Source organism: Ornithinimicrobium carbonis, from assembly GCF_050703245.1.
Classification (GTDB): Bacteria; Actinomycetota; Actinomycetes; order Actinomycetales; family Dermatophilaceae; genus Ornithinicoccus.
Genome location: NZ_CP192647.1, coordinates 866461 through 889077, shown reverse-complemented (window position 1 = coordinate 889077; position 22617 = coordinate 866461). Strand labels below are relative to the sequence as shown.

The 22617-nt window shown below is 71.9% G+C and carries 22 protein-coding genes, 2 tRNA genes and 3 pseudogenes; 10 read left to right on the top strand and 17 right to left on the bottom strand.

The genetic code is table 11. The features are described from left to right. Positions 1 to 33 precede the first annotated feature (33 nt). The 4 genes and pseudogenes from ACQ95T_RS04615 (at position 34) to ACQ95T_RS04600 (ending at position 3141) form a co-directional block, all read left to right on the top strand. A pseudogene (locus ACQ95T_RS04615) lies at positions 34 to 1493 on the top strand (LutB/LldF family L-lactate oxidation iron-sulfur protein). Further along, entirely contained in the window at positions 1490 to 2125 is a 636-nt protein-coding gene (locus ACQ95T_RS04610; protein WP_425939736.1) for a LutC/YkgG family protein, read from the top strand. The pseudogene ACQ95T_RS04615 and the gene ACQ95T_RS04610 overlap by 4 nt, the downstream one beginning before the upstream one ends. A 61-nt stretch (positions 2126 to 2186) precedes the next feature. Further along, a complete protein-coding gene (locus tag ACQ95T_RS04605; protein ID WP_431473584.1) occupies positions 2187 to 2810 on the top strand; it encodes an acyl-CoA thioesterase in 624 nt (207 codons plus the stop codon). After that, the gene (locus ACQ95T_RS04600; protein ID WP_431473583.1) at positions 2767 to 3141 is read left to right on the top strand and encodes an acyl-CoA thioesterase; all 375 of its coding nucleotides are present in this window, start codon (positions 2767 to 2769) and stop codon (positions 3139 to 3141) included. Before ACQ95T_RS04605 ends, ACQ95T_RS04600 begins: the two co-directional genes overlap by 44 nt. A gap of 61 nt (positions 3142 to 3202) precedes the next feature. Here the strand turns inward: ACQ95T_RS04600 and ACQ95T_RS04595 are convergent, their stop codons facing one another. Next, positions 3203 to 3697 carry a hypothetical protein gene (locus tag ACQ95T_RS04595; protein WP_431473582.1) on the bottom strand — a complete coding sequence of 165 codons (495 nt, stop codon included), beginning with the start codon at positions 3695 to 3697 and terminating at the stop codon, positions 3203 to 3205. Beyond that, positions 3694 to 4032, bottom strand: coding sequence for a hypothetical protein (locus ACQ95T_RS04590; RefSeq protein ID WP_431473581.1), 339 nt, complete (start codon positions 4030 to 4032; stop codon positions 3694 to 3696). Before ACQ95T_RS04590 ends, ACQ95T_RS04595 begins: the two co-directional genes overlap by 4 nt. A gap of 58 nt (positions 4033 to 4090) precedes the next feature. Here ACQ95T_RS04590 and ACQ95T_RS04585 point away from each other — a divergent pair, with 58 nt between their 5' ends. Continuing rightward, positions 4091 to 4300 carry a hypothetical protein gene (locus ACQ95T_RS04585; protein WP_425939730.1) on the top strand — a complete coding sequence of 70 codons (210 nt, stop codon included), beginning with the start codon at positions 4091 to 4093 and terminating at the stop codon, positions 4298 to 4300. 4 nt (positions 4301 to 4304) lie between these two features. On the opposite strand, the gene ACQ95T_RS04580 is transcribed toward ACQ95T_RS04585, so the two are convergent. From ACQ95T_RS04580 to ACQ95T_RS04565, 4 genes and pseudogenes are all read right to left on the bottom strand, one after another. Further along, positions 4305 to 5273 carry a pseudouridine synthase gene (locus ACQ95T_RS04580; protein ID WP_425940037.1) on the bottom strand — a complete coding sequence of 323 codons (969 nt, stop codon included), beginning with the start codon at positions 5271 to 5273 and terminating at the stop codon, positions 4305 to 4307. A gap of 131 nt (positions 5274 to 5404) precedes the next feature. Next, positions 5405 to 7086, bottom strand: a pseudogene (gene ettA / locus ACQ95T_RS04575) (energy-dependent translational throttle protein EttA). Positions 7087 to 7152: 66 nt separating this feature from the next. Further along, on the bottom strand, positions 7153 to 7335 hold the full coding sequence (locus ACQ95T_RS04570) for a hypothetical protein (RefSeq protein ID WP_431473580.1): 183 nt from the start codon (positions 7333 to 7335) through the stop codon (positions 7153 to 7155). Between the two features lie 109 nt (positions 7336 to 7444). Next, a pseudogene (locus tag ACQ95T_RS04565) lies at positions 7445 to 7678 on the bottom strand (single-stranded DNA-binding protein); the annotation flags it as partial. Between the two features lie 216 nt (positions 7679 to 7894). On the opposite strand from ACQ95T_RS04565, the gene ACQ95T_RS04560 reads away from it, so the two are divergent. Beyond that, positions 7895 to 8284: a DUF2237 family protein gene (locus ACQ95T_RS04560; RefSeq protein WP_425939725.1), complete on the top strand. Its 390-nt coding sequence runs from the start codon at positions 7895 to 7897 to the stop codon at positions 8282 to 8284. A 10-nt stretch (positions 8285 to 8294) separates the two neighbouring features. On the opposite strand, the gene ACQ95T_RS04555 is transcribed toward ACQ95T_RS04560, so the two are convergent. From ACQ95T_RS04555 to tyrA, 4 genes are all read right to left on the bottom strand, one after another. Next, on the bottom strand, positions 8295 to 9950 hold the full coding sequence (locus ACQ95T_RS04555) for a YfjP family GTPase (protein WP_431473579.1): 1656 nt from the start codon (positions 9948 to 9950) through the stop codon (positions 8295 to 8297). Next, entirely contained in the window at positions 9947 to 10312 is a 366-nt protein-coding gene (locus ACQ95T_RS04550; RefSeq protein ID WP_431473578.1) for a hypothetical protein, read from the bottom strand. Before ACQ95T_RS04550 ends, ACQ95T_RS04555 begins: the two co-directional genes overlap by 4 nt. Further along, positions 10231 to 11640, bottom strand: a complete 1410-nt coding sequence (locus ACQ95T_RS04545) for a dynamin family protein (RefSeq protein WP_431473577.1) — start codon at positions 11638 to 11640, stop codon at positions 10231 to 10233. Before ACQ95T_RS04545 ends, ACQ95T_RS04550 begins: the two co-directional genes overlap by 82 nt. A gap of 99 nt (positions 11641 to 11739) precedes the next feature. Then, positions 11740 to 12876, bottom strand: a complete 1137-nt coding sequence (gene tyrA, locus ACQ95T_RS04540) for a bifunctional chorismate mutase/prephenate dehydrogenase (RefSeq protein WP_425939720.1) — start codon at positions 12874 to 12876, stop codon at positions 11740 to 11742. A gap of 51 nt (positions 12877 to 12927) precedes the next feature. Here tyrA and ACQ95T_RS04535 point away from each other — a divergent pair. Then, a tRNA-Arg gene (locus tag ACQ95T_RS04535) sits at positions 12928 to 13000 on the top strand. A gap of 9 nt (positions 13001 to 13009) precedes the next feature. Here ACQ95T_RS04535 and ACQ95T_RS04530 read toward each other — a convergent pair. Then, complete coding sequence (locus ACQ95T_RS04530) at positions 13010 to 14212, bottom strand: PrsW family intramembrane metalloprotease (RefSeq protein WP_431473576.1); 1203 nt, start codon at positions 14210 to 14212, stop codon at positions 13010 to 13012. Positions 14213 to 14293: 81 nt separating this feature from the next. Between ACQ95T_RS04530 and orn the strand changes: the two genes are divergently transcribed. From orn to ACQ95T_RS04515, 3 genes are all read left to right on the top strand, one after another. After that, positions 14294 to 14860, top strand: a complete 567-nt coding sequence (gene orn / locus ACQ95T_RS04525; RefSeq protein WP_431473905.1) for an oligoribonuclease — start codon at positions 14294 to 14296, stop codon at positions 14858 to 14860. Between the two features lie 85 nt (positions 14861 to 14945). After that, positions 14946 to 15018, top strand: a tRNA-His gene (locus ACQ95T_RS04520). A 293-nt stretch (positions 15019 to 15311) separates the two neighbouring features. Beyond that, complete coding sequence (locus ACQ95T_RS04515) at positions 15312 to 16193, top strand: tyrosine-type recombinase/integrase (protein ID WP_425939715.1); 882 nt, start codon at positions 15312 to 15314, stop codon at positions 16191 to 16193. A 704-nt stretch (positions 16194 to 16897) separates the two neighbouring features. Here the strand turns inward: ACQ95T_RS04515 and ACQ95T_RS04510 are convergent. From ACQ95T_RS04510 to ACQ95T_RS04485, 6 genes are all read right to left on the bottom strand, one after another. Then, positions 16898 to 17611 carry a C40 family peptidase gene (locus tag ACQ95T_RS04510; RefSeq protein WP_431473575.1) on the bottom strand — a complete coding sequence of 238 codons (714 nt, stop codon included), beginning with the start codon at positions 17609 to 17611 and terminating at the stop codon, positions 16898 to 16900. Positions 17612 to 18643: 1032 nt separating this feature from the next. After that, the gene (locus ACQ95T_RS04505) at positions 18644 to 19465 is read right to left on the bottom strand and encodes an amino acid ABC transporter ATP-binding protein (protein WP_425939711.1); all 822 of its coding nucleotides are present in this window, start codon (positions 19463 to 19465) and stop codon (positions 18644 to 18646) included. Next, on the bottom strand, positions 19452 to 20117 hold the full coding sequence (locus ACQ95T_RS04500) for an amino acid ABC transporter permease (RefSeq protein ID WP_425939709.1): 666 nt from the start codon (positions 20115 to 20117) through the stop codon (positions 19452 to 19454). Before ACQ95T_RS04500 ends, ACQ95T_RS04505 begins: the two co-directional genes overlap by 14 nt. A gap of 7 nt (positions 20118 to 20124) precedes the next feature. Beyond that, entirely contained in the window at positions 20125 to 20919 is a 795-nt protein-coding gene (locus ACQ95T_RS04495; RefSeq protein ID WP_425940035.1) for an amino acid ABC transporter substrate-binding protein, read from the bottom strand. A 311-nt stretch (positions 20920 to 21230) separates the two neighbouring features. Beyond that, positions 21231 to 21755, bottom strand: a complete 525-nt coding sequence (locus ACQ95T_RS04490) for a hypothetical protein (protein ID WP_425939708.1) — start codon at positions 21753 to 21755, stop codon at positions 21231 to 21233. 555 nt (positions 21756 to 22310) lie between these two features. Beyond that, positions 22311 to 22592, bottom strand: coding sequence for a metal-sensitive transcriptional regulator (locus tag ACQ95T_RS04485; RefSeq protein ID WP_425939706.1), 282 nt, complete (start codon positions 22590 to 22592; stop codon positions 22311 to 22313). Positions 22593 to 22617: the final 25 nt, after the last annotated feature.

Here is a 22617-nt window from a genome sequence, read left to right as displayed (position 1 = left end):
CCTCTGCAGAAGACGTCCGAGACCTTCCTGGGGATGCCCTCCTTCCAGACGGCGGCCCGCAGCGCGCTGGCCAACACCCAGCAGCGGCGCAACCTCGCCCACGCGACCGCCACCATCCGCGGCAAGCGTGCCGCGGTGGTCGGGGAGGTCGAGGCGTGGGAGGAGCTGCGCGTGGCCGGGGCCGCGGCCAAGGACGAGGCGCTGCACCACCTGCCGCACTACCTGGAGCAGCTGGAGGGCAACCTGCAGGCCCGCGGCGCCACCGTGCACTGGGCGCGGGACGCCGAGGAGGCCAACCGCATCGTCGTCGACCTCGTCAAGGAGCGCGGCACCGACGAGGTCGTCAAGGTCAAGTCGATGGCCACCCAGGAGATCGAGCTGAACGAGGCCCTCGAGGCCGCCGGCATCAGCGCCTGGGAGACCGACCTGGCCGAGCTCATCGTGCAGCTGGGCCACGACCGGCCCAGCCACATCCTCGTGCCGGCCATCCACCGCAACCGAGCCGAGATCCGTGAGATCTTCCTGCGCGAGATGGGGTCGGTGGGGCGCCCCGCCCCGGACGACCTCAGCGACGAGCCGGCCAGGCTGGCCGAGGCGGCCCGGCTGCACCTGCGCGAGAAGTTCCTGCGCGCGAAGGTGGCCGTCTCCGGCGCCAACTTCGCCATCGCCGACACCGGCACCCTCGTCGTCGTGGAGTCCGAGGGCAACGGCCGCATGTGCCTCACCTCCCGGAGACCCTCATCTCGGTCGTGGGCGTGGAGAAGGTGCTGCCGACCTTCGCCGACCTGGGCACGATGATGCAGCTGCTGCCGCGCTCCAGCACCGGGGAGCGGATGAACCCCTACACCTCGATGTGGACGGGGGTGCACGAGGGCGACGGGCCCCAGGACGTGCACGTGGTGCTCGTGGACAACGGCCGCAGCCACGTGCTGTCGGACCCGGTGGGCCGCGACGCGCTGCGCTGCATCCGCTGCTCGGCCTGCCTGAACGTCTGCCCCGTCTACGAACGGGCCGGCGGGCACGCCTACGGCTCTGTCTACCCCGGCCCGATCGGCGCGGTGCTCAACCCGCAGCTGCGCGGGACGGGGTCCACCGTCGACAAGTCGCTGCCGTTCGCCTCCAGCCTGTGCGGCGCCTGCTTCGAGGCCTGCCCGGTGCGGATCGACATCCCCGCGCTGCTGGTCCACCTGCGCACCCAGGTGGTCGACGAGGCCTCCGGCCGGTCGGTCGAGGCGCTGGGCATGAAGGCCGCCGCCTGGACCTTCGGCGACCACCGACGGCTCGAGGCGGCCCAGCGGGCCGCCACCCTGGGCGGCCGGCTCGTCGGGGGCCGCACCATCCGCACCGTGCCCGGGCTGGGTGCCTGGTCCCAGGCCCGCGACGTGCCGACGCCGCCGAAGGAGACCTTCCGGCAGTGGTGGGCCCGCACGCACGGGGACGACGGAGGGGCCGACGACGGCCGACGGAGCAGCGACGACGGGAGGACGGCATGAGCACCGCGCGAGAGGAGATCCTGTCCAGGCTGCGGCACGCGACCGCGGACGTGGGCACCCCCGTGGGGCACCGTGGCGAGGTCCCGCTCATCCAGGAGGTGGGTGAGAGCCCGGAGGCCACCGTCGAGCTGTTCGTGGAGAACGTCGCGGACTACCGCGCGGAGGTGGTCCGCTGCACCCCCGAGGAGGTCGCCGGCACGATCGCCGAGCGTCTGCGCGCGCGGGGCTCGCGCTCGGTCGTGGTGCCCTCGGGGCTGGACGCCTCGTGGGTCGCCGGGCTCGCCGACGACGGCGTCGAGCTCCTTCCGGACGAGCAGCTCTCGGCCGACCAGCTCGACGCGGTCGGCGCGGTGATCACGGCCTGCCGGGTCGGGATCGCCACGACCGGCACGATCATCCTGGACCACACCGACGACCAGGGCCGTCGGGCGCTGTCGCTGGTGCCCGACCACCACGTGTGCGTGGTGCACGTCGACCAGGTCGTCCACGACGTGCCCGCCTCGCTCGACCGGCTCGACCCCACCCGGGCGATGACCTGGATCAGCGGGCCGAGCGCGACGAGCGACATCGAGCTGGACCGGGTCGAGGGCGTGCACGGCCCGCGCAACCTGGACGTGCTCGTCGTGGGGTGAGCGGCCCGGGCGACCCCGTGGCGCGGGTCCGCCGGGCCCGGCGACCGTTAGGCTCCTGCCCGTGACCGACGCACCCCTGCACGACCCGATCGACGCCCTGCTCGACGTCCTGGACCTGACCTGGGAGGGCTCGACGACCATCCGGGCCGCGGCATCCGAGGGGCTGGCCGTGGACCTGGGCGCCTCCGAGGGGGACATCTTCCTGGGGCAGAGCCAGCGCCAGGCGCACGGACGCGTCTTCGGCGGCCAGGTGCTCGCGCAGGCCGTGATCGCGGCGGGGCGCACCGTCGGCACGGCCCAGGACGGGACGGACGCCACCGCGCAGGAGCGGCACATCCACAGCCTGCACGCCTACTTCCTGCGCCCCGGCGACGACCGGCGTCCCATCCAGTTCGTCGTGGAGCGCATGCGCGACGGACGCAGCTTCTCCGCCCGCCGCGTGCACGCCCTGCAGGAGGGACGGATCCTGCTGTCCCTGACGGCCTCCTTCCAGGAGCCGGCCGGGGGCATGGAGCACCACCTGCCGATGCCGGAGGTCCCCGGGCCCGAGGGGTTGCGCTCGGACCGGGACATCCTGGGACGGATCGACCACCCCGGTGGCCCGGCACAACGCCCGCACCCGCGCGCTGGACCTGCGTCACGTGGAGCCGCTGCTGCTCGGCCCGGCCGAGCCCGGCCCCGGTGAGCAGTCTGTCTGGATGCGGGTGGAGCGCCAGCTCTCCGACGACCCGCTGCTGCACGCGGCCGTGCTGGCCTACGCCTCGGACTACGTCCTGCTCGAGCCCGTGCTGCGCCGGCACGGCGTCGGCTGGGGAGACCCGCGGCTGCGGCCGGCGAGCCTGGACCACGCGATGTGGTTCCACCGCCCGGCCCGGGTGGACGGGTGGATGCTCTACACCCAGTCCTCCCCCTCGGCGCAGTCCGGCCGCGGGCTGGGGCTCGGGCACATGTATGCCGCCGACGGCACGCTGCTGGCGACCGTCGCCCAGGAGGGCATGGTCCGGCTCAAGGAGTGAGCCCGGCCTGCGGCCTGCAGGACGATGTTCTCCAGGCCCATCCCGCCGACGGCACCGGCGATCAGGTCAGGTCGTCGTGGTCGCCTCGGACCCACGCGGCATACCGCTGCGCCGACCGGTCCACCACGCTCCTGGCGTCCGCGGGCACCTGCATCCCGAAGTTGTCGTAGAGCCGGTCGAACGAAAGCCCCGCGAGGGTGTCCGCCACCCGGGTGACGACCGCGGCGGACAGGGGAAGGAGGTTGGGGAAGGACCGCATGAAGCTCACCCACCCGGCGTCCGGGACCGCCTTGCAGGTGTCGCCGGAGAGCAGGACCCCCCGGCCCTCCGCGCCCGCCGCCCACACGGCGACGCTGCTGCCGGGGAAGTGGCCCCCGGGCTGGAGCACCCGGATGCCCGGGAGCACGTCGAACGGCTCGGACCACGTGACGATCTCACCGTGGTCGCCCCACCGCCGCACCCAGTCCCGGTCGGCCTCGGCCACGTGGACGGTCGCGCCGAAGGCGCGGGCCCACTCCAGCTGGCAGCCGTACATGTGCGGGTGGCTGGCCATCACCGCCGCCACCCCGCCGAGGTCGCGACCGCCCGGACGGCGGCCTCGTCGACGTAGCCGGGCACCTCCCACAGCAGGTTGCCGTGCGGGGTGCGCACCAGCGTCGCGCTCTGCCCGACGTCAGCCCGCGGCACGGCGTGCAGGGCGTAGCAGTCGCGCTCCACCTCGGTGATCTCGACGCGGAACCCCTCGGCGGCACGCCGCGCGAGGGTGGTCCAGCGCTGACCGCCGGCGGGGACGTACTGCCGCTCGTCGGCGCAGATCGCGCAGGTCTGCTCGTCGAGGTCGTTCTCCACCCCGCAGGTCTCGCACAGCCTCCAGGCCTCGGCAGCGCTCACGTGTGCCACTCTAGGCGTGGGACCGGGTGCCCGGCCGAGATCCAGGGAGGCGACGGCGATGTGGTGGCAGGACCTGCTGTGGGGCATCTGGAACGGCATCACCGCGTGGGTGGTGCTGATCGCGCACGTCTTCGGGGCCTGGGACCGGTTCCCCGTCTACGACCCGGAGCGGGCGGGCAACTGGTACGACTTCGGCTTCCTGCTGGGTGCCGGGTCACCGGTGCTGGGGATGCTGGGCGGGCGCCGAGCCTCCCGGTCGGCCCGCTAGGAGCTCAGGCGGGCCGCAGCGGCAGCTCCCGTGCGGAGGTGACGCACCGCGCGGCCCCGCTCACAGGGTCGGTGAACCGCACCTCCCGGGCCAGCAGCTGCAGGGGGGAGGAGAAGTCGTCCGCGGGCACGTCCCGGACCGATGGGTAGAGCGGGTCGCCCAGGATCGGGACGCCCAGCCCGGCGAGGTGGACGCGCAGCTGGTGGGTCCGGCCGGTCCTCGGCGTGAGCCGGTAGCGGCCGGTGCCGGGTCCGTGCACCCCGTCGAGCTCCACGAGGGTCTCGGCGTTGGGCTCGCCCGGCTCGACCTGCGCCTGGAGCTCACCGCGGCGCTTGACGAGCCGGTTGCGCACGACGGTCGGCAGCTCGAGGTGCTCCGCCAGCGGTGCCAGCGCCACGTAGGTCTTGGCGAGCCCACCTCCCTGCACCATGCGTTGGTAGGCGCTGCGGACGTCCCGACGGGTCGTCAGCAGCAGGACCCCGCTCGTCAGCCGGTCCAGGCGGTGCACCGGTGAGAGCTCCGGCAGGCCGAGGCGGCGACGCAGCAGCACCACCGCCGTCTGGGCCACGTGCGAGCCGCGCGGCATCGTCGCCAGGAAGGGGGGCTTGTCCACGGCGAGCAGCCCGGTGCGGTCGTCGCGCAGCAGGACCGTCAGCTCCCCGGGCACGACGACCTCCTCGGGCAGGTCCCGGTAGAGGTATGCCGTGCCACCGGGCCGGTAGGGCGTGCCCGGCCCGACCCGGGTGCCGTCGCCCAGCACGACCTCCCCCGCCCGGACGCGGCGCCATACCCCGTCCTCGTCGCCCGTCACGGCGACGAGGAACTCCACGACCGTGCGGGGGTGCTCAACGGAGCGGTCCCGGGGGTGCCCCGCGGAGCCGTCGCGGGGGTGCTCGGCGGAGTCGTCCCCGGGGTGCCCCAGGGAGCCATCGCGGAGGCGCTCCGCAGAGCAGTCCGCCGGCAGGACCGGCATCCGCACGCGCGCAGGCCCCAGCCCGTCCCGGGGCGGGAGCGGGGGCTGGGGCCTGCGTCGGCGTGCCATCGAGGGCGGTGCGGTGGTGGTCGGGCGGGCACGTGCCTCCCCGACCGGCTCGACCGCGGTGGTCAGTCGCGGGTGAGCTTGCGGTAGGTCACCCGGTGCGGGCGGGCGGCCTCGGCCCCCAGCCGCTCGATCTTGTTCTCCTCGTAGGCGCCGTAGTTGCCCTCGAACCAGTACCAGGCCGCGGGGTCCTCCTCGGTGCCCTCGTAGGACAGGATGTGGGTCGCGACCCGGTCGAGGAACCACCGGTCGTGGCTGATGACCACGGCGCAGCCGGGGAAGGCCTCCAGGGCGTTCTCCAGCGAGCCGAGGGTCTCGACGTCCAGGTCGTTGGTGGGCTCGTCGAGGAGCAGCAGGTTGCCGCCCTGCTTGAGGGTCAGGGCCAGGTTGAGCCGGTTGCGCTCCCCGCCGGAGAGAACCCCCGCCTTCTTCTGCTGGTCCGGGCCCTTGAAGCCGAACTGGCTGACGTAGGCCCGCGAGGGGATCTCCACGTTGCCGACCTGGATGAAGTCCAGGCCGTCGGAGACGACCTCCCACAGCGACTTCTGCGGGTCCAGGCCCTCGCGGGACTGGTCGACGTAGCTGATGTTGACGGTGTCCCCCACCTTGACCGAGCCGTCGTCGGGCTCCTCGAGGCCGACGATCGTCTTGAACAGGGTGGTCTTGCCGACGCCGTTCGGCCCGATGACGCCCACGATCCCGTTGCGCGGCAGCGTGAACGACAGACCGTCGATGAGGACCCGCTCGCCGAACCCCTTGCGCAGGTCCTTGACCTCGATGACCTGGCTGCCGAGACGGGGCCCCGGCGGGATCTGGATCTCCTCGAAGTCCATCTTGCGGGTCTTCTCGGCCTCGGAGGCCATCTCCTCGTAGCGGGCCAGGGGGCCTTGCTCTTGGTCTGCTTGGCCTTGGGGTTGGAGCGGACCCACTCCAGCTCCTTCTCCAGCCGCTTGGCCAGCTTGGCGTCCTTCTTGCCCGCGATCGCCAGCCGCTCGCGCTTCTTCTCCAGGTAGGTGGAGTAGTTGCCCTCGTAGGGGTAGAGCCGGCCGCGGTCGACCTCGGCGATCCACTGGGCGACGTTGTCGAGGAAGTACCGGTCGTGCGTCACGGCCAGGACGGCGCCGGGGTAGGCGGCCAGGTGCTGCTCGAGCCACTGGACCGACTCGGCGTCCAGGTGGTTGGTGGGCTCGTCGAGGAGCAGCAGGTCGGGCTTGCTCAGGAGCAGCTTGCACAGCGCCACCCGACGGCGCTCACCGCCGGAGAGGACGGTGACGTCGGCGTCCGGCGGAGGGCAGCGGAGCGCGTCCATGGCCTGCTCCAGCTGGGCGTCCAGGTCCCAGGCGTCCGCGTGGTCGATCTCCTCCTGGAGCTGCCCCATCTCGGCCATCAGGGCCTCGAAGTCCGCGTCCGGGTCGGCCATCTGCTCGGAGATCGCGTTGTACCGGTCCAGCTTGGCCTTGACCTCGCCCACGCCCTCCTCGACGTTGCCGAGGACGGTCTTCTCCTCGTTCAGCGGCGGCTCCTGCAGGAGGATGCCCACCGAGTAGCCGGGGCTGAGACGGGCCTCGCCGTTGGAGGGCTGGTCCATCCCGGCCATGATCTTGAGGATGGTCGACTTGCCGGCGCCGTTGGGGCCCACGACGCCGATCTTGGCGCCGGGGTAGAAGGACATCGTGACGTCGTCCAGGATCAGCTTGTCGCCGACCGCCTTGCGGGCACGCGTCATGGTGTAGATAAATTCGGCCATGCCGCTCAGGGTATCCGTCGGCCCCGACGGCCTCCGAATCCTCCGGGGCCGCCGGGACCGGCGCGCTCACGCCGACCGGGCCAGCACCTCCTCGGCGGCCTCGTCGTCGAGGACCCCGTCCGGGTCGGCCAGGGTCCCCGAGGTCGTCGTCCTCGTGCCCGGGTGCGTCCGGACGCCCTTCCACCGGTCGGGCGTCCTCCGGCTCGCCCGGGTTGTACTCCTCGACGCGCTCCAGCCCGTAGCTCGCACTGCCCCTCGTGAACGGGGCCGTGCCGAAGGTCAGGTCCGGACCGATCGAGTCGACGTCGATGGTCGCGTTGACCCCGCTGCCGTTCTCGCTGGTCCACTCGTTGAGCCGGAAGCGACCGTGCACGACGACCGGGTCCCCCTTGTGCAGGCTCGCCAGCACGTTGGCGCCCGTGCGCCCCCAGCAGAGCAGGTCGAAGTAGGTCGTGCCGGTCACCACCCACTGATTGTTCTCCCGGTCGAAGCGTCGGCTGTTGACCGCGATCGCCGAGACCGCGAACGGTTCACCGGTCCGGCTGCCGATCCTGCGCTGCGGGTCGCGGGTCAGGTTCCCGCTGAGCGTCATCCTGCTGTCCACCACCATGGTGCGACTCCCCTCCGTGTCGGGCCCGCCGACCGGCGGGCTGAGGTTCCATCGTCGGGGGGTGCCGGCGGGGCGGGTAGGCCACGCGCCTTCCCTGTGGACGGGGCCGGTCGGCGGTCAGGGGATGTGGGGCGAGCACCCCTCGACGCGGGCCGGACACCCCCCCGGTGCCGCCGTCCGGCGTGGGAGGATCGCGCCATGGAGCTGCGCAACGTGCTCGGCGGACCGCTGCAGGAGTGCGGGCTGGACCCGGTGACGGGGTTCACCCGGTCGGGGCGTTGCGAGGTGACGCCGCCGGACGTGGGCCTGCACGGGGTGTGCGCGGTGATGACCGCCGACTTCCTGGCCCACCAGCAGGAGCTGGGCAACGACCTGGTCACGGCGCGGCCCGAGTGGCGGTTTCCCGGCCTGGTCCCCGGGGACCGCTGGTGCGTGGTGGCCGTCCGGTGGCTGCAGTCCGCCCGCGAGGGCCGTGCCGCCCCGGTCGTCCTGGCCAGCACCCACGAGTCGGTGCTGCAGGTGGTCCCCTCGGAGCTGCTGCACCAGCACGCCGTGGACGTGCCCGACGACCCCTCGGCCCTGCTCTGAGGGCCGGCCCTCAGGCGGCGGCCCGCTCCAGCAGCTGACGGGTCTTCTCGTGCCGGTCCAGCACCGCCATGACCGGTCGCCTGACGTGCTGGAAGGCCACCTCGTCGATCGCCTCGTCGAGCCGCTCCTCCACCTGGGCCCGCCGACGCCGGGCGCCGACCCCGGCGGCCAGCCGCGCGAGCAGAGCCAGGAGCCAGCCGACCAGCACCCCTCCCAGGAGGAGCGCCAAGGGGATCGGCACCGGACCCCAGGAGAAGGCGAGCGGGTCCACCGGCATCTGCAGGAAGCCCAGGACGGCCAGCAGCACCAGCCAGCCCAGTCCCACCACGGCGACGAGGGCGGCCACCAGCTGCAGGGCGCCGACGACGCTCCACCATGCCGGGTTGCGCGACCGCAGGGGCGTCCCGACGACGGCCTGGTCCAGCGCGTCCGCGAGGGTGTCCTGCTGGGGGCCGGCCGCCTCCACGACCGCGTCGGCCCACCGCACCGGCAACCCGGCGCCGGCGTCCTCGCCGACCTGGCGCGTGGCCAGCTGGACGTTGGCCCGCGCGGCGGGCGTGGGTGAGGGCAGCGAGGACCGGCCCAGGACGGCCCGCACGTCGGAGGGGGCGATCCCGGTGGGACCGGCCGTGTCATCACCCAGGCGCAGCCGCTTGAGCGGGTCGGGACGCAGCGATGAGACCCACCGGGTGAACGGCCACCCGGTCCGCGCCCGCGCCTGCCGCCGGTAGTCCCGCTCGACCGCGTCGAGCACGACCGGGACGCCCGAGGCGTCCCGCAGGGCCCGGTGCAACCTGGCGTCGGTCTCCTCGGTGAAGCTCGGGGTCTGCTCGGCCACCCCTCCGCCGACGTCCTCGGCGCTCGTGCGCACGTCGGCGACCAGGCGGGCCTCGGCCGCGTTGCGGGCCGCCACGACCTCGCCGAGACGGAGACGGGCGCGCAGCTCCTCCACGCCCTGACCCGTCCGGGCCGAGGTCCCCCAGACGTCGTGGTCGCCCGCCCCGTCGTCGCGGACCAGCCGGCGCAGGTCCTCCCGGACCCGCTCGACGTCCTCCTCCGACCGCAGTCGGTCGACCTGGTTGAGGACCACGAGCATCACCGTGTCGTGGTGGCGCAACGGTCGCAGGTAGTCGTCATGGAGCCGCGCGTCGGCATACTTCTGCGGGTCGGCGACCCAGACGAAGACGTCGGCACGCTCCAGGATCCGGTCCGCCTCCACGCGGTGGCGCAGCTCGCGGGAGTCGAAGTCGGGCAGGTCCACCAGCACGAGGCCGTCGAGCCCGACGTTGTCCGCGGTGGTCGTCACCTGGTGGCGGTTGTGGATGCCGAGCCAGTCCAGCAGCTCCCCGGCCGGCTCGTCGCCCCACACCGCGGCTCCCGCCTCGGCGGTGGTCGGACGGCGCGGGCTGATGACCGAGACGTCCTCCCCGACCAGTGCGTTGAACAGGCTCGACTTTCCCGACCCGGTGGCGCCCGCGAGCGCCACGACGGTCCGCCCGCCCTTGAGCGCCCAGCGCTCCTGCACGCGCTGGACCACCCCCCGGGCCTGCTCGGACGCCGTGGGGTCGAGCTGGTGTCCGCCCACGTCGACGGCGGAGCCGAGCAGGTCGGCCCGGTCGGTGAGAGCCAGCTCCGTCTGCTCCTTCGAGCGCCGACGCCCGATCATCGGGCCGCCTCCACGTCGGACGCGGCGGACCGCAGCTCCTGCACGCTCTCCTCGGTCACGGGTACCTCCTGCAGGACCGCGTCGTAGCGGCCCCGCTCCTGCTCGAAGAGCTGCTCGACCCGCGCGACGAGCGCCTTGCGGGCCTTGATGGACATCGACCGCACGGCCTGGTCGCCGAAGACGGCCTCGAGGAGGCGCTGGGCCAGCACCGCCGAACCGCCGGCGACGGCGACCTCTGCCCCGGTGGGGATCGCCGCGGTCGAGGCGAACACGACGATCATCAGCAGCACCCCCAGGCCGTTGACGCCGAAGGCCAGGAACCGGGCGGTGGACCGGCGCGACCCGGCCTCCTCGCGGACCATCTCCAGGATCTCGCCCTGCCAGTCGCGGATGAGCCGTTCGACCCGCTCGGGGAAGTCCGGCGAGGCCTTGGACAACCCCGGGTTGCGGTCGACCAGCTCCACGCCCCCGGGGGCGTTCTTCCAGGCCCGGGCCGCCGTGCTGGCGGCCACCTGCCCGTGGGAGGTGATGAGCGCGGCGGCACCGGACTGCAGGGCATCACCCAGCGGCTCGGCCGAGACCGGCTTTCCGGAGAACCACGAGGACACCCGGTCGCGGAACCGGCCGATGCCCTCCTCGACGGAGCGCAGGAACTCTCCGGTCCCGACCAGCTCCTGCCACCGGGCCAGGACCTCGCCGCGCAGCAGCGAGCCGTCCTGCACCCCCTCCTCGACACCGGCGAGGGCGTCCGCGTAGGCCGCGCGCGGCGCGCCTGGGCGAGCCGGTCCCGGGCGGCCATCTGCGCGTGCCCCGCCTCGGCGAGGGTGCCGGCGCGGCCGGCGAGGGAGCCGACGGTGCCGCTGAGCGTGCGGCGGATCACCATCGACCGGGCGCGGGCGTCACCGGCCAGCGAGTGCAGCCAGCCACGAAGACGTTCGACGTCCTTCCCGGGGATCATCCCGTCCTCGAGGTCGACCTCGACGACCGGGAAGATCGGCGACTGCCCCAGGCCCTGGTCGCGCAGCATGGAGGCCAGGTGCAGGCGCACGGTCTGCAGGGCCTCCGGGGGCACCCGGTTGAGGACGATCGCGACCGAGGTCCCCCGCTCGGCCGCCTCGCGCAGCAGGTCCCAGGGGACCGCGTCGGCGTAGCGGGCGGCCGTCGTGACGAACAGCCACAGGTCGGCGGCCGAGAGCAGCTGCTTGGACAGCTCCCGGTTGGCCTTGACCACCGAGTCGATGTCCGGGGCGTCGAGCAGGGCGAGACCGGCGGGCAGGGCGCCGGAGGTGACCAGCCGCACGGACGTGGGGTCGTCGGTGCCGGCGGACCCGTCCCCGTCCCCCGCGACCCGGGACAGCCCGGGCAGCACCCGCTTGTCGGTGAACCAGCGGGTGTCCTGCTCGTGGTGGACGAGCACCGAGGCCCGGGTCGTGGGGCGGATGACCCCCGTGGCCGTCACGTGCTCGCCGACGACCGAGTTGACCAGCGTGGACTTGCCGGCCCCGGTGGAGCCGCCGACCACCGCGAGCAGCGGCGCGTCCAGGGAGCGCAGGCGCGGAAGCACGTAGTCGTCGAGCTGGTCGACCAGCTCGGTCCGGGCCGTGCGGGCACCACCGACGTCGTCCAGCTCCAGCGGGAGGGTCAGGGCGTCCGCGCTGCCGCGGAGCCGTTCGACGGCAGCAAGCAGCACGGAAGGGTCCTTGTCGGTCACCCGCCCAGTTTCCCCCGCCCGGGGCGTGCGACCAAAGCGAACCGCCGGAACCTGCCGGAACGCCTCCTCCCCAGCCCCTCAGCGGGTGGAGTCCGCGTGCGCCAGCAGGGTCCTGGACTCGGTGAGGAAGCGCTCCGCGTGCCCGCCGAACCACGCGCCGATCTCGGCGAAGCGGGCCACGAACTCCTCGCGCTCCCCCCGGCGCAGCAGGTCCAGGCACTCGTCGAACCGGTCGTGGTAACGCTCGAGCAGCGCCACCGACCGCGGGGAGGCGGTGATGATGTCGTAGTAAAGGTCGGCGTCCTGGGCGAAGAGCCGGCCGACCATCACCAGCTCGAGACGGTAGATCGGGGAGGACAGGGCCAGCAGCTCGGTCAGGTCGTGGTCCTCGTGGGCCAGGTGCCAGCCGTAGGCGAACGTCGAGAAGTGCCGCTGCGCCTGGATCAGGCCCATGAGCGCGTCGTGGTCCTCGGCGCCGATCTCGTGCACCCGTGCGCCCCACAGGCGGATCTGGTCCAGCAGCCAGGCGGAGGCCTGCGGGTCCCGCCCGGGAACGGCCGCGACGACCTGCTTGGCCAGGCTGTCCACGTCGGGGCCGAACATGGGGTGCAGCCCCAGCACCGGGCCCGGGTGGGCGGCGAGCATGGCCGCCATCACCTCGGTCTTGGTCGAGGTCAGGTCGACGAGCAGGCAGTCCGGGGGCAGCTGCGGCAGCGAGCGCACGACGTCGACGGTGTCGTGGATCGGCACCGAGACGAGGACCATGCCCGCCCCGGCCAGCGTCTCGGCCACCTGCTGAGGGGCGTCCTCGCGCTCGACCACGCGCACCTCGTACCCCGACAGGGTGAGCATCCGCGAGAAGAGCGCCCCCATCCGCCCTCCGCCACCGACCACGACCACCGGTCCGAGGTCGGGCTGCTGACGGGTGAAGCCCATGCTCTTCTCGTGGGTGTAGGCGGCGCGCATGCAGCGGCGCAGGACGTCCTCCACGAGGTCGGCCGGCACGCCGCGCTCCTGCGCCATCGCCCGTTTGGCCTCGATCATCGCGCGTTCGCGGTCCGGTGCGTAGATGGGCAGCCCGTGGCGCCCCTTGACCTCGCCCACCTGACCCACCAGCTCCAACCGGCGCGCCAGCAGGTCGATCAGCTGGGCGTCGACCTCGTCGATCTGTGCGCGCAGGCCGGCGAGCGGCTCGGTGACCGGGTCCTGGCTCATGCCCGGATCCTAGTGGGCGGGCGCGGGGGGCCACCTACACTGGTGCGGCTTGCCCCCGTAGCTCAATGGACAGAGCACCGGCCTTCTAATCCGTAGGTTGCAGGTTCGAATCCTGCCGGGGGCGCGTGGGGCCTCAGGACCCGACGAACACGCGGCGGTGCTCGGCGACCGTGGCCAGCAGGACCCGCTCACGGCGCAGCCGCTCGGGGTCCGGCCCGACCGCGTTGAGGTGCTTGCGCACCATCGCCAGCTCGCCGCTCTCGTCCTGGAAGGCCGTCATGGCCCGTTCGGCCCGGCGCCCGCCCACCTGCCGGGCCCACCGGCGCGCCCGTCGGCGTTCGCCGCCGCCGTCGGCCAGCATCGCGACCTCGGCGGGCGTGAACCAGCCGTTGACGCCGTAGCCGGTCAGGTGGTCCCGCACCAGCCGGGCCTCACGACGACGAGCCCACCGCAGCAGCAGCAGGAAGGCCACGAACAGCGGCACCTGCACCAGCCCGAAGAGCAGCAGGTAGGCGTCGGCGGCGGCGACCGCGCTGTAGTTGAACAGGGCGTGCAGGAACACCGCGGCCGCGAGGCCGACGAGGACGGCCCAGGCGGAGGACCACCGGCGTCGGTGGGCGATCAGCCCGAAGGCCAGCCCGACGCAGACGGTGAACATGGGGTGTGCGAACGGGCTCACCAGGCCGCGCACGATGAACAGCCCGACCAGCCCGGCCGGTCCGGCCTCGGCGTAGGCGGTCCCCAGGTAGAGGATGTTCTCGACGAAGGCGAAGCCGGCGGCGACCAGCCCGGCGTAGACGATCCCGTCCACCACCCCGTCGAACTCGCGGCGCGCACGCCAGAAGATCAGCCCCACCCCCAGGCCCTTGAGCAGCTCCTCGGTGACCGGCGCCACGACGACCGCCCCGACGACGAGGGGGTCCTCGTGCAGCCCGGCGACGAACTGCATCCCGGTCGCGCTGAGCAGCAGAGCTCCCAGCGTGGAGATCAGCGCGCCCCACAGGAAGGCGAACCACAGCAGCCGCGCCGGCTCCCCCTCCAGCCGGTCCACCCACAGGAAGGTGGGCACGACGATGCCGATGGCCAGCGACGCGGTGAGCATGGCCAGCGCGGCGGTGGTCAGCCCCAGGCTGTCCACGACGATCGCCCCCATGACGAGCGCGGCCAGACCGAAGATGGTGACGACGACGCCGGTCAGCAGGACGCGCCGCAGGACCGGGCGGTGGGTCGCGTTGCCCGGCACCTCGCCGTGCGGGTGGAAACCGGTCATCACCCCGTGCCAGTCGCCGGAGACCTGGGGCGGGGTCTGGGGAGGGGTAGGGAGCGGGTGCGGCATGGGCGCGAATCTACCGGCGGGGACGGGGTGGTTAGGCTCTGGTCCGTGACTGGTGACCGGATCGTGTGGATCGACTGCGAGATGACCGGGCTGGACATGACGGCCGACGCCCTCGTGGAGGTGGCCTGCCTGGTCACCGACGCCGAGCTGAACGTCCTCGGCGAGGGGGTGGACCTGGTGGTCCGCCCGCCGCAGGAGGCCCTGGACCAGATGGGTGACTTCGTCCGGGACATGCACACGCGGTCGGGGCTGCTGCCCCTGCTGGCCGACGGGACCACCCTGCAGGACGCCCAGGCCCAGGTGATGGCCTACGTCCGCGAGCACGTCCCCGAGGGGCGCAAGGCGCCGCTGGGCGGCAACACCGTCAGCACCGACCGGGCGTTCCTGGCCCGGGACATGCCGGAGCTGGAGGCGCACCTGCACTACCGGATCGTGGACGTCTCCTCCATCAAGGAGCTGGCGCGCCGGTGGTTCCCCCGCGCCTACTTCGCCGCCCCGCCGAAGACCGGTGGCCACCGCGCGCTGGGAGACATCCTGGACAGCATCGCCGAGCTGCGCTACTACCGGGAGGCCGTCTTCACCCCCGCGCCCGGCCTGGACACCGCCACCCTGAAGCAGATCGCGGCCCGGCACACGCGCCAGACCTGAGTCCGCGGCGCGGTTCGGAGCAGACCGGGCGAGGCTGTAGGATGGTCCGCGTTGTCCACGGACCCTGCGTCCCGGACAGCCCTTGGTGGGTGTAGCTCAGCAGGTAGAGCACCTGGTTGTGGTCCAGGTGGCCGCGGGTTCAAGTCCCGTCACTCACCCGTAGTGCGTTGATGTGATGTGCATCACCGCAGGTGAGGCCCCGGATTCCGCGTCACGGCGCGGAATCCGGGGTCTTTCGCGTTGAGCAGGTGTGAGCAGGTGTGTGTAGGCGCGTGACAGCAGAATTTCTGTCACACTGCTGTCACAGCTTCGAGCCGGAGCACCACACGGAACCCCCTCATGCCTGGAGGAACTCATGTCCGCGCCCTCGAAGCTGCCTCGGGGCATCTCGCTCTACCGAGGCCGCTACCGGGTTCGCATGAATCACGAGGGGCGAACAGTTCCCCTCGGCATGTTCGACACCCTTATGGACGCCAGGGCAGCGCTCAGCATAGCCAGGGCTGACGCCGCACGCGGGATCTTCGTCCCGCCCGCTCAGCACCGGGCCGCCCGCGAGGCTGAGGCCGAACGAGCCGTCGCCGAGGGCATGACGCTGCGGGAGTGGTCCGAGAAGTGGTTAGCCACGCTGGAGGCCAACCCCGACAGATCGAAGGGGACGATCGTCGCGTACCGCTCCGTGCTCAAGAACCACGTCCTCCCCCAGCTCGGAGACGTGCGGCTCATCGACCTGACCACCGATCTCGTGGCCGAACACCTGGCCGCGCTGGCCCGCCTGCCGAGCAAGCGGCACGCGGGTGCCCGCAGGAACGGCATCGCCCCCAACAGCGCGATCGTGCTCCGGTCCTGCATCAACGCTGCCGTGAAGGCACGCGCCGGCGGCCTCCAGACGTTCTCTTTCCCGGAAGTACCCAAGCATCGTCGCGTCCGGCCCGAAGATGCGCAGGGCGACGTGGCGACCCCTGACGAGGTGCGCGCGCTGACTGAGGCCATGTCGGAGCATCTGCGCATCGCGGTTCCACTGGCCGCGTGGTGCGCGCTACGGATGGGTGAGGTGCTTGGCCTCCAACGCCGCGACCTCGAGCACCTCGAGGACCCCGACCGGGCCACCCTGCACGTCCGCCGACAATGGAACAGCCAGGCGGGGGCCCTGACCCCACCCAAGGCAGACAGCGCACGAAGCATCGCCATTCCTGCTGCGCTGCTACCGGACCTGGCCCGCCACCTCGACACCTTCACGGGTCCCCAGGCCGCAGACCCCGTCGTATGCGGAGCGGCACATGCGCGTACGAGCCGGGTGCGTCCAGTCCCGCATGGTCCACGGGACGCAATATAGAGGCTGCTGGCTTGCGGACCCCGACCCGCGGCCAGACAAGCTATCCGTGAGTCCGCCAGATGGAGACCCTGCCGGGTCGGCCCTCGCTCTTGGGACCCTGAGAAAGCGTCACCTCACAGACCCGTCCGCAGCCCGTCGGCGCCAGTTCGAATCCCCTCAGACGCACCGGGCTGAGTATGCGCGCGCTGGGCCGCAGGATCGCGCAGGCCTGCCCGCATCCCGAAGAGCCCCTCGGATTCTCCGCGTGGATGCCGGAGGACTGTCGATCGACTGAGGATCCGCGTCTCGACCGCCTAAGCCTGGTGCTGCAAGAGAAACCCATGTCACGGCGGCTGAAGAGTGACCGGGTTCCGACGACCAGACGCAAGCGGTGGGTGCAACACCCGCTTGTGGATCCGGTCGTAGGTGGTCGCTCAGAGCCTCTGCAGGGTCCTCCACCCGAGGGTCTTTCGCCTGGGGCAGCAGTCCACACCCTCGTCGGCAGACCGTTGCGCCGCCACACTGCCAGGGTCCCCCGGGAGATCCCCAGATCGGCCGCGATCGCGCGCGACGTGGCCCGGGCGTGTGCCTCGCATAGGCCACCACCTCACCGCAGAACTCCCACGCAGCGCTTCGTTGACGTGAGGGCGATCATCTCGCTTCCTCCACCTCCTGCTGAATTCGGCGTGTCCACCCCAAGGGGCCAGGACCCAAACCCGACGCGGTCAGCCGATCCGGCCGTACCAGATGCCGCCGTAAACGGGAGCCCCATAGGTAACGTCGGTACTCGGGTTGAGGGCCTCGACAACCAGGCCATTTCCGGCATAGATGCCCACGTGGTAGAAGTCCTCGGTGAACACCAAGTCACCGGGCTGGGGGTCGGACACCGGGGTGACCGCGGCCTTTTGACCGGAAACGGTGCGGGGGATGTCGATCCCAGCCTGCTGGAAGACCCACCAGGTGAAGCTGGAGCAGTCGAAGCTGTAGGGCGGCGTGCCGCCCAGGACGTAGGGGTATCCGACGTACTGGCGGGCGATGGCGACCACGCCTCCGCCGACGGGGGCTGGGGCGGCCTGCTGGACCGGAGAGGCCTGCTGGACCGGCGTGACCGACTGGCGCACGGGGGCCTCGTCCAGCTGGGCCGGCGTACCCGACTCCTGCACGGGGGCCTCGTCCTGCTGGACCGGGGCAGCGGCGCGTTCAGTGGAGCGGCTGGCAGTGGTCGACTCCCGCTCCCCGAGCGCGTCCGCAGCCGTCTCGGGCGCCTCGGGCGCTCGCGCAACCTCAGTGGCCGCGGTGAACCCCGCGGTGCCGAACTCGACTGAGGCGTCGGTGGGCGCCTTCGCCGCGGCTGCAGGACGCTCGGCGGCGACGGTCTCCTTGACGTCAAGCAGCGCCTGCAGCGCGCGGGCCGGTCCATCAGCCTCGTCGTTGCGCAACGGGTCGGCGGGGACGGCGACGGACGCGCCCACGATCAGACCGGTTGAGGTGGCCGCGACAGCAGCGGCCCGAGTCAGGGCGCTACTAGCCGAGCCGAGAGGACCCGGCCTACGGTGCCGGGCGGAGTGGCGGTGCGTCACGAGATGTTCCTCCAGGGTGCATGCGGGTTCAACTGCCGGGCTGGGACGGGATATCCCTCATCCGGGTTGGGCGGACGGCTAGTCCCAAGGAGCCATGGGGCCCCAATCACGTGGGTCCCCCGCTCCAGTCGCGCGGTACCTCGTTCGGGTCCCCGCGCGCAGGCAGGACTAGACATGACGCGCCGGGTACCTCCTCCAGGGGAGAGGAGAGGTCGCCACCGTACACACACCGGGCATCTAAGGTCACGTTCCGATAACGGACCCGTGGACGTCATCCCGGCCCGTGCGCTGCTTACAGGCCCCCCACCTGCGACGACAGCACCTGGATGGGGCACTCACGGGATCGGGCGTGACCCACGTCACGCGATTCCCAGGCTCAAACATCACCACCTGCCCACCCGAGCTGCCCCGTCACGGCCAGGTCGAGGACCGTACCGGAAGCCCCCCATGCCCTGCCACCTGCCCGTTGCACCGGGGGTTCTCACGCGGGCCGGCTTCCCTCACGCGGGCCGGCTTCTGTGGAAGTCCCCGGTGGCGTCACGAAGGTCGAGTGCATCCGACGGCAGGAGCAGCGCAACTCGCGGCCGCGGGCCATCGGGTACCGCCCACCAACTCCAGGATCGAGGACCCGGCCAGGCACGACAGACCCTCTCGTGCGGCACGGGGGCGCGCCGCACGCACACAGTCGACCTCCGAAAGCCCCCGAGCCCAGTCGACAGCGGTTCATGGCGACCACCGAGCTCCGTCAAGCGGTCGACGATCACACCGGGCGGGCGGCCCACCGGACACGCTGCCTGTCCATGACGGGTGAGCAAGACGGGGGTGCGGGCGCTGAGTGCGGCTCGCCTCCAGACGCTCGCCGCGGTGAGCGGAGCCCATCCCGGAAGCGGGTCATTGCGAGGGGGGTTCCTGCAGGGGGTTGAGGATGCGGTCGAGGAAGCGTCGGGTGCGTTCGTGCTGCGGTCGGGTGAACATCTCCTCGGGGGTGGCCCGTTCGACGATGACTCCTTCGTCCATGAAGAGCACCTCGTCGGCGGCGGCACGGGCGAAACTGACCTCGTGGGTGACGACGACCATCGTCCAGCCCTCGTCGGCGAGCTCCTTGATCACCGCCAGCACCTCTCCCACGAGCTCGGGGTCAAGGGCCGAGGTGGGCTCGTCGAAGAGGAGCAGGCTGGGGCGCAGCGCCAGGGCGCGGACGATGCCGACCCGCTGCTGCTGCCCCCCGGAGAGCTGGAAGGGGTAGACGTCGCGCTTGTCGCGCAGCCCGACACGGTCCAGCAGCTGCTCGGCCGCAGCGACGGCCTCGGACCTGGGGATGCCCTGGACGTGCACCGGTCCCTCGATGACGTTCTCCAGCACGGTGCGGTGGGGAAAGAGGTTGTGCTGCTGGAAGACCATGGCGGAACGGTCGCGCAGGGCCATCCGGTCCTTCTTCGGCACCGGGCGGGTGAAGTCCAGCGTCGGACCGCCGGCGAAGGTCAGCGTGCCACCGTCGGGTGTCTCCAGCCCGTTGAGGGATCGCAGCACCGTGGTCTTGCCCGACCCGCTGGGGCCGATCAGGACCACGACCTCGCCCTTGGTCACGGTGAGGTCGATGGAGCGCAGCACGGAGAGCTCCCCGAAGCTCTTGCTCAGGCCTTGTACGCGCAACAGCACGTCATCACCACCACCGGGCGGGGGACCGGGGGGAGGGGTCTCAGTGGGCGACATAGCGGTCCAACCTCTTCTCCAGCGCATTCTGGCCCGTCGACAGGACGAGGCAGAAGACCCAGTAGACCAGCGCGGCCTGCATGTAGAGCAGCATGAACTCCTGGCTGAAGGCGGCCACCTTCTGCGCCTCGCGGAACAGCTCGGTCACCAGGATCAACGAGGCCAACGACGTGTCCTTCACCAGCGAGATGAACGTGTTGGACAGCGGCGGCACGGACACCCTGGCCGCCTGCGGCAGGATGACCCGACGCAGGGTGAGCCGGTGCGACATGCCGGCCATGTACGCCGCCTCCCACTGCCCGCGGGGGACAGACAGGATGGCGGCCCTGATCACCTCGGCGGCATACCCGCCCACGTTGAGCGAGAAGGCGATGACCGCGCTGGGCCACGGGTCGATGAGCAGCCCCAGAGACGGCAGACCGTAGAAGATGACGAACAGCTGCACGAGCAACGGGGTGCCACGGATGACCGAGATGTAGGCCCGCGCCAGGCCCGAGAGCACCCGGCTGCGGGACATCCTCATCAGCGCCACGCCCAGCGCGAGCACCAGGCCGACGACGAAGGACACCACGGCCAGCGGGATCGTTCCGAGCAGACCCCCGCGCACGATCGGCCACAGCGAGTCGACGAAGAGCGTCCACTCCTGGCTCATGGCCGCCTCAGCCCGAGACGTCTTGCCCGAAGTACTTCTCACCCAGCTCGGCCAGGGTGCCGTCGGCCTCCAGCTCGGCCAACGCCTCGTCGACGGCGGAGACCAGCTCCTCCTTGCCCTGGGCGAAGGCGAACGCGTTCAGGGAGGCGTCCTCGGTCTCCACCGCGATCTTGATCGGGCTGTCCGGCCGCTCGTTGGTGTAGTCCAGGAAGGTGAGCTTGTCGTTGACGGTCGCATCGACCCGGCCCTGCTCGAGGAGAGCGACGGCCTGGGCCCAGCCTTCCACGGCCTCGACCTGGGCGCCGTTGCTCTCCGCGACCTCGTACCAGTTGCTGGTCAGCGACTGCGCGGCGATCATGCCTTCCAGGTCGGCCAGGCTGGTGATGTCGTCGGTGTCCTCGCTGGTCACGACCACGCCAGGGGAGACGGTGTAGGGCGTGCTGAAGAGGTAGGCCTCCTCGCGCTCGGGGTTGATCGAGACCTGGTTGGCGATCACGTCGAAGCGGCCGGCCTCCAGGCCGGCGAAGATCGCGTCCCACTGCGTCTCCTGGAACTGGACCTCCAGGTCGAGACGCTCCGCGACAGCTTCCACCACCTCGACGTCGTACCCGACCAGGTCGCCGCTGCCGTCCTCGTGGTAGCTGAACGGCCGGTAGGTGCCCTCGGTCCCGACGACCAGCACCCCCTCCTGCGCCAGACCCAACCCGGACCCCGCCTCGGCAGTGGCGTCGCTCTCACCGCCCTGACCGCACGCGGTGAGCGTCAGGGAAGCGGCAGCGGCAAGGGCGATGAGTGTCTTCATACTCACGATGGAGGTCCTTTGTGCGAGTTCGACGCGCCGGGAACCGGCGTGTGGCGGGGTGGGGTCTCAGCAAGTCGTTGCTGACGGCAGGTGGAACCATACGGTGGCAGCATCTATTGCCATACCTGCTGTTATGTGAGGTACCTCACCAACCCCCTGATCCGCACCCGCCGTGCCCGCACCGGCCGGTTGACGTTGCACGGGTATGACCCGGGGGACTCAGCCAGGACGGGGCGAACAGCGGAGGGCCGTCAGGCCCAGGGACCCGCTCGGTCGCCCACGACGGTGGCCGCTGTCGATCCCGAGGGGCCCTAGGGGGAAGGGGCCTCCGGTGCCGGCTCCTGGGGAACATCGGCCGGTGGCGCCTGCTCCTGCGGCGCCTCCTCGGCCGGAGCTTCCTCCTGCGGAGCATCCCCGGGCGCCTGCTCCTGCGGGACGTCGCCGTCCCGGACGTCCCCCGGCACCGGCACGTCGAGCTCCGCGTCCAGCGACTCCTGCCCCGTGCCGCTCCAGCCCGGGACCGAGGTACCGACGTTGGTGTTGCTGGTCCCACCCGTGTACGTGGACACCGCACGCCCGGTCGAGAGCTCGAAGGCCACGATGAGGGCCATCGCGATCCCGAAGAGTGCTGCGCTGACGGCGACGATCCGCTTCCAGGGCAGGCCCCGCACCAGCTGGCCCCCGGAGCTTTCCTCGTCCGGTACCTCGGTGTGGCCCAGGTCCCCGGCGCGCCGAGGAACCTCGGGCTGCCTGACCGCCTCTGCCGGGACCAGCTCGCGCACCCGGCCGGAGCGCCGAGCCGCGCGGGCCTGCGCCGAGACGCGCTCCTTGGTCATGGGTCAGGTAGTGGGAGTAGACGGCGCCTCCCACCGTGATGCACAAGCTGCCCAGCGCGGCGCCCACCAGGGTGCCGGCCGCACCGAGGCTGGACAGGAGCACGGCCGACGACACGGCGCCCAGGGCGCCACCTGCAGAAGTGACCCAGTTGATCTGAAGACGGTTCGGCTCACTCACCGGATCCACTATCCAGCCCTGCGCGCTGGCCACCCAAATCGCCGCGCCCACGACACGCCCCGAGGTGCCCCTCCCCGCACCGTGGCGGTCCTCTGGACGGCTCGTCAGCGCCGGGTCCCTGTCCATGCTTTGTACCGGCAGGGGTGGTGGGGCGCCACCAGTGCCATCCCTGGAACACGCCCCCGGAGTCGGAGGTGGAAGGCTGCTAGGCACTCGGCGCACGCTTGGCGTCGCCAATCTGATGTCCGCGACCCCGATGTCCTCCTGGCCCTGGGTCGAGCCGTTGGGGGTGCTGCGTCCGCAGCACCGCCCGACGGGCTGCACGAGCGCCCTATCCGCCTGTCTGATCACCAAGAAACGACCGGGTACGACAGTCCCTAGCTGCGCACGAGCCGGGCGATCGCTCGTGCGGCATCCTGGACCCGCTCCTCACGAACCCGGTGGTCGTCCCCGGGCTGGTGGAGGCACTGGTGGAGGTGGTCGTCGAGCAGGAGCAGGGCGACGGACTGCAGCGCCCTGGTCGCTGCCGCGACCTGGGTGAGGATGTCGATGCAGGCTGCATCCTCCTCGATCATGCGGCTGATGCCGCGGACCTGTCCCTCGACCCGGTGCAGGCGCACCTGGATGGCGGCGGGGCTGGTCCGACTGCCGGGGACCATCGCACTTCTCCTGTCCGTCCGGGGG

What these genes read in the sequence shown, in the direction of transcription:
- ACQ95T_RS04610 (WP_425939736.1), top strand. Translation starts at nt 1,490, where the DNA reads ATGAGCACCGCGCGAGAGGAGATCCTGTCCAGGCTGCGGCACGCGACC.
- ACQ95T_RS04550 (WP_431473578.1), bottom strand. Translation starts at nt 10,312, where the DNA reads ATGGTCCGCGAGGAGGCCGGGTCGCGCCGGTCCACCGCCCGGTTCCTG.
- ACQ95T_RS04490 (WP_425939708.1), bottom strand. Translation starts at nt 21,755, where the DNA reads ATGACCAAGGAGCGCGTCTCGGCGCAGGCCCGCGCGGCTCGGCGCTCC.
- ACQ95T_RS04495 (WP_425940035.1), bottom strand. Translation starts at nt 20,919, where the DNA reads ATGAAGACACTCATCGCCCTTGCCGCTGCCGCTTCCCTGACGCTCACC.
- ACQ95T_RS04555 (WP_431473579.1), bottom strand. Translation starts at nt 9,950, where the DNA reads ATGATCGGGCGTCGGCGCTCGAAGGAGCAGACGGAGCTGGCTCTCACC.
- ACQ95T_RS04500 (WP_425939709.1), bottom strand. Translation starts at nt 20,117, where the DNA reads ATGAGCCAGGAGTGGACGCTCTTCGTCGACTCGCTGTGGCCGATCGTG.
- ACQ95T_RS04530 (WP_431473576.1), bottom strand. Translation starts at nt 14,212, where the DNA reads ATGCCGCACCCGCTCCCTACCCCTCCCCAGACCCCGCCCCAGGTCTCC.
- ACQ95T_RS04485 (WP_425939706.1), bottom strand. Translation starts at nt 22,592, where the DNA reads ATGGTCCCCGGCAGTCGGACCAGCCCCGCCGCCATCCAGGTGCGCCTG.
- ACQ95T_RS04560 (WP_425939725.1), top strand. Translation starts at nt 7,895, where the DNA reads ATGGAGCTGCGCAACGTGCTCGGCGGACCGCTGCAGGAGTGCGGGCTG.
- ACQ95T_RS04585 (WP_425939730.1), top strand. Translation starts at nt 4,091, where the DNA reads ATGTGGTGGCAGGACCTGCTGTGGGGCATCTGGAACGGCATCACCGCG.
- orn (WP_431473905.1), top strand. Translation starts at nt 14,294, where the DNA reads ATGACCGGGCTGGACATGACGGCCGACGCCCTCGTGGAGGTGGCCTGC.
- tyrA (WP_425939720.1), bottom strand. Translation starts at nt 12,876, where the DNA reads ATGAGCCAGGACCCGGTCACCGAGCCGCTCGCCGGCCTGCGCGCACAG.
- ACQ95T_RS04580 (WP_425940037.1), bottom strand. Translation starts at nt 5,273, where the DNA reads ATGCCGGTCCTGCCGGCGGACTGCTCTGCGGAGCGCCTCCGCGATGGC.
- ACQ95T_RS04515 (WP_425939715.1), top strand. Translation starts at nt 15,312, where the DNA reads ATGTTCGACACCCTTATGGACGCCAGGGCAGCGCTCAGCATAGCCAGG.
- ACQ95T_RS04505 (WP_425939711.1), bottom strand. Translation starts at nt 19,465, where the DNA reads ATGTCGCCCACTGAGACCCCTCCCCCCGGTCCCCCGCCCGGTGGTGGT.